This is a genomic window from Acidaminococcus fermentans DSM 20731 (assembly GCF_000025305.1).
GTDB classification, from domain to species: Bacteria; Bacillota; Negativicutes; order Acidaminococcales; family Acidaminococcaceae; genus Acidaminococcus; species Acidaminococcus fermentans.
The window spans coordinates 820,968-835,033 of sequence record NC_013740.1 but is presented as its reverse complement, the minus strand read 5'-3'; the positions used below and the strand labels follow the sequence as shown (position 1 = coordinate 835,033).

At 54.1% G+C, this 14,066-nt stretch carries 11 protein-coding genes; all 11 read right to left on the bottom strand.

The window, feature by feature from the left end:
• Window positions 1–18 precede the first annotated feature (18 nt).
• The 11 genes from ACFER_RS03760 to ACFER_RS03710 all read right to left on the bottom strand — a co-directional run bounded on the left by ACFER_RS03760 (window position 19) and on the right by ACFER_RS03710 (window position 14,057).
• Entirely contained in the window at window positions 19–498 is a 480-nt protein-coding gene (locus tag ACFER_RS03760; RefSeq protein WP_012938099.1) for a CarD family transcriptional regulator, read from the bottom strand.
• A gap of 234 nt (window positions 499–732) precedes the next feature.
• A complete protein-coding gene (locus ACFER_RS03755) occupies window positions 733–1,602 on the bottom strand; it encodes a M48 family metalloprotease (RefSeq protein ID WP_012938098.1) in 870 nt (289 codons plus the stop codon).
• A 139-nt stretch (window positions 1,603–1,741) separates the two neighbouring features.
• Entirely contained in the window at window positions 1,742–2,926 is a 1,185-nt protein-coding gene (locus tag ACFER_RS03750) for a pyridoxal phosphate-dependent aminotransferase (RefSeq protein ID WP_012938097.1), read from the bottom strand.
• 88 nt (window positions 2,927–3,014) lie between these two features.
• Complete coding sequence (locus ACFER_RS03745; RefSeq protein WP_012938096.1) at window positions 3,015–3,464, bottom strand: GatB/YqeY domain-containing protein; 450 nt, start codon at window positions 3,462–3,464, stop codon at window positions 3,015–3,017.
• Window positions 3,465–3,495: 31 nt separating this feature from the next.
• A complete protein-coding gene (gene rpsU / locus ACFER_RS03740; protein WP_012938095.1) occupies window positions 3,496–3,672 on the bottom strand; it encodes a 30S ribosomal protein S21 in 177 nt (58 codons plus the stop codon).
• Window positions 3,673–3,780: 108 nt separating this feature from the next.
• Window positions 3,781–4,116 carry a histidine triad nucleotide-binding protein gene (locus tag ACFER_RS03735; RefSeq protein ID WP_012938094.1) on the bottom strand — a complete coding sequence of 112 codons (336 nt, stop codon included), beginning with the start codon at window positions 4,114–4,116 and terminating at the stop codon, window positions 3,781–3,783.
• A 27-nt stretch (window positions 4,117–4,143) separates the two neighbouring features.
• Window positions 4,144–5,457, bottom strand: a complete 1,314-nt coding sequence (gene mtaB, locus ACFER_RS03730; RefSeq protein WP_012938093.1) for a tRNA (N(6)-L-threonylcarbamoyladenosine(37)-C(2))-methylthiotransferase MtaB — start codon at window positions 5,455–5,457, stop codon at window positions 4,144–4,146.
• Window positions 5,458–5,469: 12 nt separating this feature from the next.
• Window positions 5,470–6,204 (bottom strand): 16S rRNA (uracil(1498)-N(3))-methyltransferase, encoded by a 735-nt coding sequence (locus ACFER_RS03725; RefSeq protein WP_012938092.1) that lies wholly within the window; start codon window positions 6,202–6,204, stop codon window positions 5,470–5,472.
• Window position 6,205: 1 nt separating this feature from the next.
• Window positions 6,206–7,147, bottom strand: coding sequence for a 50S ribosomal protein L11 methyltransferase (prmA, locus tag ACFER_RS03720; RefSeq protein ID WP_012938091.1), 942 nt, complete (start codon window positions 7,145–7,147; stop codon window positions 6,206–6,208).
• A 107-nt stretch (window positions 7,148–7,254) separates the two neighbouring features.
• Window positions 7,255–11,973: a hypothetical protein gene (locus tag ACFER_RS03715; RefSeq protein ID WP_148213910.1), complete on the bottom strand. Its 4,719-nt coding sequence runs from the start codon at window positions 11,971–11,973 to the stop codon at window positions 7,255–7,257.
• An 11-nt stretch (window positions 11,974–11,984) separates the two neighbouring features.
• Window positions 11,985–14,057 (bottom strand): two-partner secretion domain-containing protein, encoded by a 2,073-nt coding sequence (locus ACFER_RS03710; RefSeq protein ID WP_012938089.1) that lies wholly within the window; start codon window positions 14,055–14,057, stop codon window positions 11,985–11,987.
• Window positions 14,058–14,066 lie beyond the last annotated feature (9 nt).

The following is a 14,066-nucleotide window of genomic DNA, read 5'->3' as shown; positions in this document are numbered from 1 at the left end:
ACTTCTCGTGCACCCCTTTCAGACAAATTGATCCAGCCACTTTTCACTTTTTTCTTCGTCCACGCTTTCCACCAGCATGAATTCGCTGAGGAGGATCTGCTTGGCGGTGGTCAGCAGCCGCCGTTCTCCGGCGGACAGTTTCTTTTCCGTTTCCTGTACGGCCAGGGTCCGGACCACATCGGCCACTTCAAAGATGTCCCCGGTCTTCATTTTATCCACGTACATGTTGTACCGGCGGTTCCAGGTGATCCGCTTCATCTTGTTTTCCGGGCGGGCCTTCAGCACATCCTCCACCTTGGGGAGAATGGCTTTGTTCACAATGGGGCGGAGCCCGATTTTATCCACATTGACTTCCGGGATCAGGACCTTCATATCGCTGAGCAGCATCTTCAGTACGAAATAATTCACCGGATGGCCGTCGATCTGCTTCTGCTCCACATTCTTTATCACAGCTGCCCCATGCATGGGGTACAGCACCTTGTCTCCCACTGTAAACATTCTGCTACCTCCTTACGTACAGAGTCGATACAACAACTACAACTGTATTTATTGTAGCACGGAAGCAGCAGAAAGTCAAATTTTTAGATTATAACACTTATCTTATGTTCCTGTCAACATTTTTTCGTGAAAAATCAGGTGCCGTTTTCACGGCTCCTGATATCATTCCTTATCCGTCCCCTGCAAAGGACGGTGGTGGAGTTCGGCCAGAGGCCTTGTACTTTTCTCCGTTCCTCACATTCCGCACTGCTCTCTTATCCGTTCCAGCCTGTCATCGGTGGCAGGATGGTCGGAGAGCATTTTCCCGAAGAACCCCAGCTGGGGACTGTGGTACAGGCTGTCCAGTTTGGCCAGGCCGCTGTACAGTTCCGGTCCCAGGCCCAGCTGGCAGGCGTAGGCATCGGCGGCATATTCATCCTGCCGGGAGCAGTACCGGTTGAACAGGGTAAGAGGCCACCCCAGGAGCCAGTTCCCCAACCGGAGGATGAAGTTCATCACAATACAGAAGAACACCAGGATGAACCCCAGGATGGGGATGAACTGGAGCACCGTCAGAAGGGCCAGGAACAGGCTGTAGATCCGGAAGCAGGCCCGGTTGGCTGTGGACATGCCACAGAGCAGCAGCAGCTTCCATGTGTGCCCTTTCTGCAGGTGACCCATTTCGTGGGCCAGGATCCCGGACAGTTCCTCTACCGTAAAATACTGGAACATGGGCTCGTTGACAATGATGTTGTTGTCCCCCAGGGCACAGGCGTTGAAGGATTTTTCCGGGTTCACATACAGGTGAAAGGTTTCCCCCTGGAGCCCGCCCCGTTGGATCACCGGTTCCAGGGCCTGTTCCAGCACCTGTTGGTAAGGTCCCCGGGCGGATTTCCAGCCGCTGGTAAAGATCATCACCCGCTGGAAAAAGGGAAGCTGCATCAGCAGCCCCGGTACCAGGATCAGCACCGTCATCAGCCATTCCTGCCACCCGGGATTGGCATCCAGGGTGCGAATGGTCTGGGGCGGCAGCAGGAATGCCGCCAGCAGCAGGAAGAACGGGCTCCACAGGGACAGGAGCATATAGTTGACAAAAAAGGATACGATCATCAAAAGGGCGCTCACAGCGTGGACCTCCTTTTTACAGACAGGGGCGGGCCGCCCGGCGTGCGGCCCCTACAGCTTCCCGACTCCGTCCATCGGCTCCGCAGGGGTTCCACGCCGGGGAACCCGCCCTAAACTGGTCCCTCATGGGTAAATGGTTTTATTTGTATTCCTCCGCCAGTTTCTTGAACAGGGGCAGGGATTTTTTGATGGTATCATAGCTGATGCAGTAGCTGGCGCGGAAATAACCCGGGCAGCCGAAATCCGTCCCCGGCACCAGAAGCAGATCGTACTTTTTGGCCCGTTCACAGAAGGCGTAATCGTCCTCTTCAAGGCATTTGGGGAACAGGTAGAAGGCCCCCTGGGGCTTCAGCACGGTGAATCCGGCTTCTTTCAGGCCCTGGTACAGCAGCTGGCCGTTCCGTTCATAGGGCGCTATGTTGGAGGGTTTCCCGGCGCACCGGGCCACCACCAGCTGCCACAGGGACGGAGCATTCACATGGCATTCCACCCGGGCAGCCCCGGCAATGGCGCCGAACACTTTGGCAAAATCTGCCACTTCATTGGGCACCACGATGTACCCGATCCGTTCCCCGGGCAGGGAGAAAGATTTGCTGTAGGAATAGCACACCAGGGTATTTTTGTAGTACAGGGGAATGTAAGGCACCTGGATATCCCCATAGACGATTTCCCGGTAGGGTTCATCGGCGATGATGAAAATGGGATGGCCGTATTCCTTTTCCTTCTTTTCCAGCACCGCGGCCAGATTTTTGATGGTTTCTTCCGAATACACCACCCCGCTGGGGTTGTTGGGAGAGTTGACGATGACCCCTTTGGTGTGGGCATCCACCAGTTTTTCAAAGGCGTTGAAATCGATCTGGAAATCTTCCGTCCGGGCCGGCACCACTTTCAGGCTGGCTCCGGTGGATTCCACAAAGCACCGGTATTCCGGGAAGAAGGGAGCAAAGGCGATGAAGTTGTCCCCCGCTTCCGCCAGGGCCTTGAAGGAGATGGTAATGGCCGCTGCAGCGCCGCCCACCATGAACAGGTTGGCCCCGGTGAAATGGGTGCCAAACCGGCGATTGATGTCTTTGGCCAGGGTTTCCCGGACTTCCGGTTTCCCGGGAGCCACCGTATAGCTGTGGATGGCCTGGGGCGGCAGTTCGTTCATGATGTCGATGACCGCATCCTTGATATAGTCCGGCGCCGGCACATTGGGGTTGCCCAGACTGAAGTCGCAGATGTTCTCCGCCCCCACCTCTTTGGCTCGTTTCTGGCCGTATTCAAAAATGGTCCGGATGGTGGATTTTTTGGAACCCAGTTCATACATTTTTTCGTTTACCATAAGATCACCTGTGTTTCTGTGTGTATTGGTATCATTATAGCATAAAAAAAGAGCCGTTGCTTATGCAACAGCCCTTCTCTCTTTTCTCTCAGCCCAACAGGGATTTCACCATGGCGTTGACCCGCTGACCGCTGGCCTGGCCTTTGGTCCGTGCCATTACGGTGCCCATGACCTTGCCCATATCCTTCATGGATTTGGCGCCGGTCTTTTCAATGGCTTCCGCTACAATGGCCTTCAGCTCTTCGTCACTGAGCTGCTGAGGCAGATACTTCTTCAGCACTTCGATTTCCTGCTGATTTTTCTCCACCACATCAGGACGGTTGGCATCCTTGACCTCTTTGATGGTATCTTCTCTCTGTTTGACTTCCTTCATGATGACAGCCAGAACGGCGTCATCCTTCAGTTCTGTCTTTTCGTCAATTTCTTTGTTCCGAATGGCAGCCCATACCATACGCAAAACGGCCAGCCGAAGCTTGCCGTTTTCCCGGTCTTTCATGGCCTGTTTCATATCGGTTTGCAGAATCTCTCGTAAAGACATCTTCCACGCCCCCAAATCAAGTCAATGAAGATTATCTGGATTTGCGTTTTCTAGCAGCTTCAGACTTCTTTTTCCGTCTTACGCTGGGTTTTTCATAATGTTCGCGTTTTCTCACTTCGGACAGAACGCCAGCCTTCTGCGTAGCCCGTTTGAAACGACGCAGAGCGCTGTCCAAAGATTCGGTTTTGCCAACTCTGATCTCAGTCATCTATATCCCTCCCTCCACGATCTCTTTCGGGAAGTGTAATTTAACATTAACACCTAGCCATTATACCGTAAAAACGCAGTCTCTGTCAACAGAAAATCTGCTGTTTTCTCAGCAGGGCGGCCAGCCCAATTCTTTTCCGCCTAAAATGTGGAAATGCAGATGGGGCACGGTCTGTCCCCCTTCCACGCCGGTGTTCACCACAACGCGGAATCCTTTTTCGGCAATGCCCAGTTTCTTGACGATTTCGGGCAGAACCTTTTTCACATGGACCAGGATCTCAGGGGATGCGGTGAGGATGTTCTCCGTATGTTCCTTGGGAATCACCAGCACATGGACCGGCGCCCCGGGATTCAGATCGTTGATCACGATCACCTGGTCATCTTCGTAAACCCGTTTGCTGGGAATCTCCCCGGAAACGATTTTGCAGAATACGCAGTCAGTCACAGTCTCACCCCCTGTTCATGGAATCCCTTATATTATACCACCCTTCAGCCCGTCCTCAAAGAGATTTTCCAGCCGAACGGCAGAAATTTTTCCCTTCATGTTTTCCGGGCTGTCCGCGTACACCCGCACATAACCGGGAGTCAGTCCTTCCCACAGGCCGTTGTTTTTGTTCCGGCGTTCCCAGAGCACGGTGCTTTCCTGACCGATCTGTTCCTTCCGGTAGGCCAGATTCCCTTCCCGGTCCACCTCTTCCAGCCGGTGGACCCGTTCCTGTTTTTCCTGGTTGGAGATCTGGTCCGGCATCACCGCTGCCGGGGTCCCCTTCCGCTGGGAATAAGGGAAGATGTGGATCTTGCTGAACCGGCACTGGCGGATGAAGTCCAGGGAAGCCTGGAAATCTTCTTCCGTCTCGCCGGGGAAGCCCACGATCACGTCCGTGGTAATGGCCACATTGGGCACCAGGCTCCGGATCTTTTCCAGCAGCTGGGCGAATTTGGCCGTATCATAGGGACGGTGCATCCGGGCCAGGGTGCTGTCGCAGCCGGCCTGGAGGGGCAGATGGAGATGGGCGCACAGCCGGGGCTCCCGGGCCATCAGGTCCAGCAGGGCATCTTCCACTTCCACGCTTTCCAGGCTGCCCAGCCGCAGCCGGGGCACCTGGGGCTCGGCGGAAAGGGCCGCCTTCACCGCATCAGAAAGATGGGGACCGCCGGGGATTTCCTTGCCGTAGCAGCCCAGATGGATACCGATGAGGACGATTTCCTTGTACTGTTCCGCCGTCAGTTTGGCCACTTCTTCCCGGATGTTGTCCAGGGACCGGGAACGGAGATGGCCCCGGGCATAGGGGATGATGCAGTAGGCGCAGTACTGGTCGCACCCTTCCTGGATCTTCAGGAAGGCCCGGTTCCGGCTGGCATCCACCGCCGCATCCAGTTCTTCGAATTCCCGTCCCACCGGCAGGTCGTGGACCGCATTGATGGGGGCTTCGTCCGGGCTTTCTCCCAGCCGTTCCCGGACCAGTTCCACCACTTTGCTCCGGTCCTGGTTGCCGATGATCAGGTCCACCCCGTCGATGTGGACCACTTCGTCCGGAGAAGTCTGGGGATAGCAGCCGGTGACCACGATCAGAGGCTTGGGATCCCGCCGGGCCGCCCGGTGGATGATTTTCCGGCTTTTGCTCTGGCCCATGTTGGTGACCACGCAGGTGTTGATGAGACAGATGTCCGCCGGCTCTTCAAAATCCACGATCTGGAACCCGGCATCCCGGAAGAGTTTTTCCATGGATGCGGTATCCGACTGGTTCACCTTGCATCCCAGTGTATAAAAAGCGATTTTCTTCATGCTGTGTTTTCCTTATCCTCCCAAATTCCCTGTTTCGTACATAATGGCCGTCAGGGTGGCCAGAGCCGCCGTTTCCGTCCGCATGATCCGGGGCCCCAGGCTCACCGAATGCCAGCCCAGTTCCTGGGTCAGGGCGAACTCGTCCTTGGAAATGCCCCCTTCGGGGCCGATCAGGAAGGCGATGGTTCGGGCGTCCTTGTGGGCTGCCAGCACCTCCCGGATGCCCCGGGTATCTTCCACTTCATAGGCCACGATCTTCAGTTCCGCCGGGCACTGGGTCACAATGTCCCGGAATTTCGCCGGCAGGGCCACCTGGGGAATGATGTCCCGCTTGCTCTGCTTGGCCGCCGCTTCGGCGATTTTCTGCCACCGTTCCTGTTTTTTGGCCGCCTTGGCCGGATCCACCTTCACCACGGAATGGTCCATGATGGCCGGGCGGATCTCCGTGACCCCCAGCTCGATGGCTTTCTGGATCACCCATTCCAGTTTGTCCTGTTTGGGCAGCCCCTGGATCAGGGTCACCTTCACCGAAGGTTCATGGCTTTTTTCCAGGGTCTCCACCAGGGCCAGGTCTACCCGGTTTTCTCCGAAGCCGGTGATTTTCATCACTGCCGCCACCTGGTCCAGGCTGACGATCTGGAGCTGTTCCCCCAGCTTCATCCGGAGCACATGGGTGATGTGATGGGCGTCCTGCCCGTCGATGGACATGGTTTCCCCGAAATCCCGGGGTACAAAGAACCGGTACACGTCAGTCTTCCTTTCCCATGGTCACGGCGCACCAGCCCGCCTTCCGTTTCACATCCAGGAAGGTGAAGCCGTTTTCCTTCGCCGCTTTTTCCACATCCGGCAGCCGTTCCTCGATGATGCCGCTGGCCAGGAACCGGCCGTTCTGCCGCAGCTTCACCGCCACTTCCGGCAGCACCAGGATGATGATGTCCGCAATGATGTTGGCAATGATCAGGTCTGCCTGGCCCGGGGTGCCATCCAAAAGGTTCCCCTGGTTCACGGTGACCCGGTCGCTGAGGCCGTTCTGGGCAATGTTCTCCCTGGCCACTTCCACGGCCTTTTCATCGATGTCCACCGCGTGGATGGTTTTGGCTCCCAACAGAGCTGCTGCCATGGCCAGGATGCCGCTGCCGGTGCCCACATCGAACACTTCACAATCCGGCGTCACCAGTTCTTCCAGCCGCTGGATGCACATGCTGGTGGTGGCATGGGTGCCGGTGCCAAAGGCCATGCCCGGATCCAGGGCGATGACCTTTTCTTCCCCCTGGGGTTCGTAGGTTTCCCAGGAAGGTTTGATCACGATTTTCTTTCCCACTTTGGTGGTGTGGAAGTACTGTTTCCAGGTGTTGGCCCAGTCCTTTTCACTGATCTGCCGGAACAGGGTGGGCCCGAAGCGGAATTTCCCGATCCGTTCTTCAATGGTCTGGAGGCCCTGTTCGATGGCATCCAGTTTTTCCTGGAGCTGGTCATTTTCCGGATAGTAGGCGGAAACGGTGACCACCTCCGTATTTTCCTGATGGGGAATGTCGCAGAGTTCCCAGGTGGCGCTTTCCCGCAGCTGGTTCAGCAGCAGAGGGTCTTCGATTTCCACCCCGTTCCGGGCCCCCACTTCCCGAAGCAGATCCGCCACGGCTTCCACAGCCTCATGGGTGACTTTTATACTCACTTGCAGCCAAGATTCCATATGTAACGCTCCTTTGTACAGATATCGTATTATTATACCATATTGTGAGGAAAGAAAAAGGGGGTGTGGAAAATTTCCACACCCCGGTCGCGGTCCGCGACCCTTATTCAATTGAATCTCACATACACTGCCTTCAGGTCTTCCAGCCCCAGGCCCATTTTCTGGAACCCGGTGTGGAGGGCAGCTTCGGACAGTTCTTCGTTTTTCTTCGGGTCCCCTGCTTCCAGCAGCTGGCGGGCTGCTGTATCTACCGGGTGGATATCGAAGGATACTCCGTTGTACACCAGCCGGTAGGTCCCGTCCCCGCCCGGCAGGGTCAGGGTGGTGGTGTATTCCCGGTGCTGGGTCTCAGGCTGATCCGGTTCCGGCAGCCGCATGCCGCTGGGAGTGATCTCCACCTTCTCCGGCATGCTTTCCACGTCAAAGGTTCCGTAGTTGGTCACTTTGCCGTCCAGCACTTTGAAGAAGGGGATGGATTTCTTTTCCCGGTACCAGGTCCGTCCACCGTCCCGGTGTTCTTCTTCCCCACGGAAATCGTCCATGGAAGGTTCTTCCACTTCGCCTTTCCCTTCGGGCACCGGATTGGGTTTCTCCGGGGTGATGTCCGGCTTCACCGGTTTGTCCACCGGGGTGATGGTCACCGTGGCATCCCCGCCCAGGGTGTTGTAGTTTTTCAGGAAGTCCAGGTACTGGTTGGTGGTCTCCGTGGTGAACTCATACCGCCCGGGAGCGTTGGTGTAGGAATTGTTGTCCAGGTAGGCGTTCCCGTAGGACCCGTAGTTGAACTTCAGGTCGGATACGTTCTTTTCGTCCCCGTTGGTCAGGCCCTGCACCCCGGACGTAGTGAACTTCACGGTGCCAAAAGGCGTGGTCACATCCTTGGTGTTGACGTGGAGGTCCGCCTTGTTGACGATGATGACCCCTTTGATGGTGACTTTGTAGTTCCCGCTGGATTCGGTGGTTCCATCCTCATGGACGATCCCGCCGCCGCTGAATGCCAGGTCATCCTTGTAGGTTCCGACATCCGCCGTGGTCCGTCCGGCCCGGTTGGTTTCATAGGCCCCGCCAGCTTTGGGGGCCATGGTGAGCCCAGCTGTGGAAATGGTATCCCCATTCACCAGAGGCGGCGTAGCGATTTCCTTGAAGGACCGGTCCGCCGAACCGTAGGTCTGGATCATCTCGTTATCCACGGTGATGGCCACCGGGGTCAGGGTGACGGTACCAGGTTTATCCAGTACCACATCGTAGTTGTCCAAGGACTTGTTGAATTCCGTGGTAATTTCATAACTATCCGGAGTTTTTCCATCAGCTTTGTACTTCACATCAGCAGTTCTGCCCGTGCCAGGAGTGGTTTCTTCTTTGAGAAGAGCTCCAGAAGTATTCTTGATACCGATTTGAGGAACCAAGTCAGTCAACTTATCCCCATTGGTCTCGCCTTTAATCGTAGTAGCACTCTGCAAGTCCGTTGTTACTTTATCTGCTGCCCCATAGGCTGCCTCATAGTCACCCGTGGACAAATGGAGAGTGGCCTTCTGAATCTTTTCCTTCCCTACGACGCCTTTCGTTACCGTATAGTTCGTCAGGTCCTTGTTGAAAGCCGCCTTGATGTCATAGCCTGGATCCGTATTGGCATCACCTGTCTTTATTTTGCCAGTTGTATCCGTTACCAGAGCACCAGAGGACGTGGTCAGGTTCAGTTCTCTCAGGATGCTGTCTACTGCATCCCCATTGACCGTCTGATCCGTGCCGCCTGCCACATGGAAGCTGGCTGCATTTTTCACATCCTTGGCTACGTTGGTCACATCCCCGTAAATCCGGGTATCTCCTTTCGTGTCTACTACAAGAGCGGCTTTCTCGATTTTTTCCTTCCCTACATTCCCTTTCGTAACTGTGTAGTTCGTAAGTTCTGTCTTGAAAGTTGCATCGATATCATAACCGTCCAGGTTGGCATTGCCGGTTTTCACCACATTGCCTTTTTCATCCTTAATCTGCGCTTTGGAATCCGTAGACAGATTCAGTTCTTTCAAGATACTGTCTACCGTATCCCCGTTGACCGTCTGATTCGTACCGCCTGCCTCATGGAAGCTGGCTGCATTCGCCACGTCGTCGGCCACGTTGGTCACATCACCATAGGTACGGGTGTTCCCTTTCGTGTCTACCACCAGAGTTGCTTTTTCCACCTTAGAAGTCCCCGGCTTCACCACTTTGATGTTGTAGTTGTCCAGGGTCTTGGAGGTGCTGCCGATGATCTGGTAGCTGCCTGCGTTCTGGGTCTTGACAGCTTGGTTGTCGGGATCGGATTTCGCCCCGCCGTTCACATACGTAAAATCGCTGTCCTTGAGGACATCGGTGATGGCCGTTGCGGCATCCCCGTTGGTCAGCCCCTGCAGATCCGCCGCATCCTTTTTATACCCATAGGTTTTGCCGTCAAACTCCTTCCCGTAGGTGGTGGAAACGTCTTTCAGGGTTAAGGTCAGATCCGCTTTATTGACTTTAATAGAACCAATGCTGTTGGTGGTATCGAAAGTATAGTTTTCGTTGAAGAAGTCGCTATCATCTGTCCCATCGGCATTTTTTTTACCGGAAATAGTCGGATTGCTATAATAAACAGAATTCTGATATTCTCCTGCATCTGCTGTGGTCCGACCGGTTGTCTTATTCAGATTGGTTTCGTAAGCACTTCCGCTCTTGATACCATGCTCATAAGTGAAGTTCTTCTCATCGCCATTTGCAAATCCGTTTTTTTTATCGTTCCAAGAGGTATAGGTTTTGTCCCCATATGTCTGTTCACTGGAGCTGGTAATGGTGACAGAACGTTTCTTGATTTCCAGTTTGCCGTTTTCCATATCAATGGCATATCCATCCAATGCCTTGGCATCATTCAAGTTTACCGTCAAATCGTAAACAGCATTTTTACCATCAGCACCGCTCTTTTCAGTAGCTTCATACTTCCCGCCTATACGGGTAGCTGTCGCGTTCGAACCAACACTGGTAACGGTAACTGTATCCTCTCCGGAAACATACTCCGTATAGTCTTTTTCCTGGAAAGCAGAGCTATAATCCGTCATATTATGTTTTTGGCCATCCAGGCCAGTAAAAACTTCCTTGCCATGCAAGAGCTTTTTCAGCGTATGAGCAGAAACCTCATCGCCATAGGTCTTCAGGTAATCGTCAGCGTAGAGAGTAATCACCGGAGTCGCCTGGAAGATGAACTTGTTGCTGCTAGTATCGGAATAGCTGTTGGGAGTCTTGCCATATTTGTTTTTCGTGGCAATGGTGTTAGAAGCCGATATGGAAGTCCACTGGGCATCCGTTCCACTATTAAGATTGGTTCCAAAAGTATCCTTATCCGGAGAAGCACTATAGACCTGCCAGGTGCCTGTAACTTTTTTACCATTAGCATCTGTTGTTTCACCGGTGACAATGGCATTCTCAGCAGTGGTCTTGTTCACAAATCCACCTTTGCTTCCCTGTGCGTCGATAATGACAGCGCCTTGTGTCGTGCTGGCTGCTTTCAGCACACCGCCATTGGTATTTTTCCCATTGTAGTCCACCCCATCACCCAGTGTGATGGTGCCTTCGGTGCCGGTGGAAGTCAGCTTGATTTTGCCGCCTTCTACGTCTGTTCTGGAAGTAGTATTGCCTTTAGAATCAGTAGACGCATTGACTTCAATCCCATGGACGATCAGATTACCGGAAGACTGGATGGTCACGTTGTCCAGATACTCCTTAAAGGAAGCGTCTGCATTTCTCGTGGCTTCCACATTGGTACCGCCGGAATGGATTTCGCCGCCTACGGTTACCTCACCACCATTGATATATACACCATGATCCGCATAGATGGTACCATGATTATATTTGGTAGCCGTATTAGTAGTATTACCGGTAGTCACAGAACCAGAGCCGGCATCAATCTTGACCGTATCCAGACCTACAGATTTCCCGAGATCCCCCTGGAGGGTGACCTTGCCGCCGTCCGTCTTGATGTTCAGGCTGGAGTTGTACAGATTGGTTTCCTGGACGAAGCCTACGGTGGTTCCCCCATCGATGGCAGCATCATCCCAGGCATTGTTGTTGCCATAGCCTACAGTCAGGAAGGGAGCGCTGTTGTCCGGCTGTCCACCGCCGCTCCAGCTGGACCATTTGGTATAGCCATAGACCTGTTCCCCATAATTGGACTTTTTAAGATCTTTGTTCCAGTAAGATTTACTGGTGTCCCAGAATTTTGTTCCCTTCGTCCCGTTTTCATTGGTGACAAGCCCTTCGGGCCCGGTCACCCAATAGAATCCGTCCTGATGGCTGGGATCGGCCGGATACTGGGAATAGGGATTGGTATTTTTATCGTTGGTCTTGTTGCGTACACCGGACCCCATGCCACCGACCCAGAGGGTTTTCTGGGAGTTGGGAGTGGAGAGGGAGTTCTCCAGTGCCGTAGTAATGGTAGCCAGATAGCTGTCCCCGGGATTAGCACCAGTACCGGATTGGGCCAGTTTTTCACTGGCAAACCAGTTATGGGCAATGAGCGCACTGATGTCACTTTTCAGCGTTTCCATTTTGGTGGCATCATTTTTAATCGTATCATAGGTCACCAGATTGGTCTTTGCATTGGTGTTGCCGTTGGCATATTTTACTGCATAATTCTCCGGCTCCGTCCGCCGGTAATAGATCAGCCATTCATTGATGGACATCTGGGAAGTTTCCGGAGTAGTCCCTTCCATGATGAACGAGTTGTATCCTGTTCCAGCCGTAGTCGTTGCATACCAGCGGGTATGCTGGGTATCCAGAGTCGATTCTGAATCCTTGTAAGTCCAGTTTGTACCATTCACATCTCCAGGTTTCAATTCATGGAAAGCATAATGGGATTCCCCTTGTTCGAAAGATTTGGCTTCTGTAGTGTAGCTGTACGTCCCATCTGCATTTTTTTTGTATAGTTGATCCCTACAAAACGATAAGAAGGAACGGAATTGTGATCCAGGTATTCCTGAACCAGCTTTTCTACCAGTTGATTCCATTTTTCTGTCCCGTAAATATAGGTATCATAACTATTCCCAGAATTGACAATTCCAGTAATGTTGACGTTACCGACGGGACTCCCATCTTTTTTACTGGTATCTAAAGTGAGGACACCGCCATTCAAGCCGATGGCCACTTCCCCATCCAGTGTGATGGCTCCGCCATTGGTCGTGATTTTCCGATTGTTTTGTTCCCCTGACAAATCAATAGCGGATTTCCCTTCTGGAACAACATAACCGAAATACGTACCAACCGTATGTCCTGCAATATTGGCCTTACCTTCTAATCCTGTATCAGCATAGGCACCATTGGCCGTCCCATTCGGTACCTTAATCGTTACAGTACCGCCGCTTCCGGAAGTGAAGAAACCGCCATTGGTAGAGATGTCCGCATTGATGATGACCGCACCGACCCCATCTCCGTCCGTATCGGAATTCAGTTTCACATTCAGTTTGCCGCCGTCTTTGTCAGCCGCAATTTCTTTGTTGATGGTGACATTCCGCTGGGCTTCCAGGGTCAGGGTAGCTTCCCTATCCTCTTTCACCTTGGGTTTGATGGCCGAATTCACGGTGATGCTGGCGGCCTGGCTGGTGGAAGCAGCCTGGATGGTTACGTCCGTCCCGGCATTCAGAATATCCGTAATTTTACTGGTTTTAATCCAAGTGGTAGAGCTGTAGGTGGCGTCGGCATTCTGGGTGGCAGAAGGAGGATCATTGTAGGTAATCTGGGTTTCTTTCCCCCCATTCACCGTAGGTAAACTCTGATCACCGGCAGCCTGAAGAGGCTGCTCATCCTGAATCAGGATTTCCAACGGGTCCAACAGCCATTCCCCATGTTTCCCCTTCACACCGGACGCATCAATGGTCAGCCCGTCTCCCAGGTTCAGCACGTCGCCGGAGGTTTCGATCTTGCCCCCGTCCACATCGCCTTTGGCAATAAGGTTGGTGTCATCGTGGACGATGGTCTTCTGGCCGATGACTTTGATGCTGCCTGCGCTCTGTCCGTCTTCCATGCCGGAGGCATCCAGGGTACCGCTCACTTCCACCTGGCCTCTCTTGCCCCCATCCAGGAGGATCTGGCCTTTTTCGTCTTTTCGCAGGGTCCTGGCTTCGAGAGTTCCGGTGTTGTTCACCACAGTCCCCAGCAAATCCTGGGCACTTTTGGCGGTCATCACCACATAGCCCCCGTCGGCCTGGATCCTGCCGCTGTTCAGGGCTTTGGCCTGGGCCAGGTCCCCGTCTACAGCGTAATTCAGTTTCCCGTCGCCGTCAGGAGACAGGGTCAGCTGTTTGGCCGCAGCCAGGGCCACGGTACCGCCCGGATTGCTGATGGTGCCGGTATTCTCCACCTGGGCTGCATGGAGGGCCACCAGGCCGCCCTGGGCCGCAATGGTGCCTTCATTCAGGATGGTGCTGGTGTTCCCCTCCCCGATGGTCAGGTTCAGGTTGGCAGTGCTGCCAGCGAAGCTCTTCATAAAGGTATCGTTCAGCTGGGCCGTGGAAGCCACCAGGCTCCCCACGTCTACGGTGGCGGTCTTGCCGAACACCACCCCGTTGGGGTTCACCAAAAGCAGATTCCCGTTGGCGGAAAGGGCCCCGTCGATCACGGATTTCTGTCCCCCGGTGATCCGGTTCAGGGCCACGGCGTCCCGACCGGGCTGGGCGAATTTCACTGCTTCGTCTTTGGCGATATTGAACTGGGTCCAGTCCACCGCCATTTTCCCGCTGTTCTGGGTCACGGTCATATTCTTCCCGTCCTGGGCAATGGCTCCCTGGCCGGACTGGATCTGGCCCCCGGTGGGCATGGCATAGCCGGTGCCCCCCAGCGCCAGGGCCAGCAGTACGCCGGCCGTCAGGCTGTTCTTCCATTTTCTGCTGTATTTCAAATGGTTATCCATGGTTTTCCT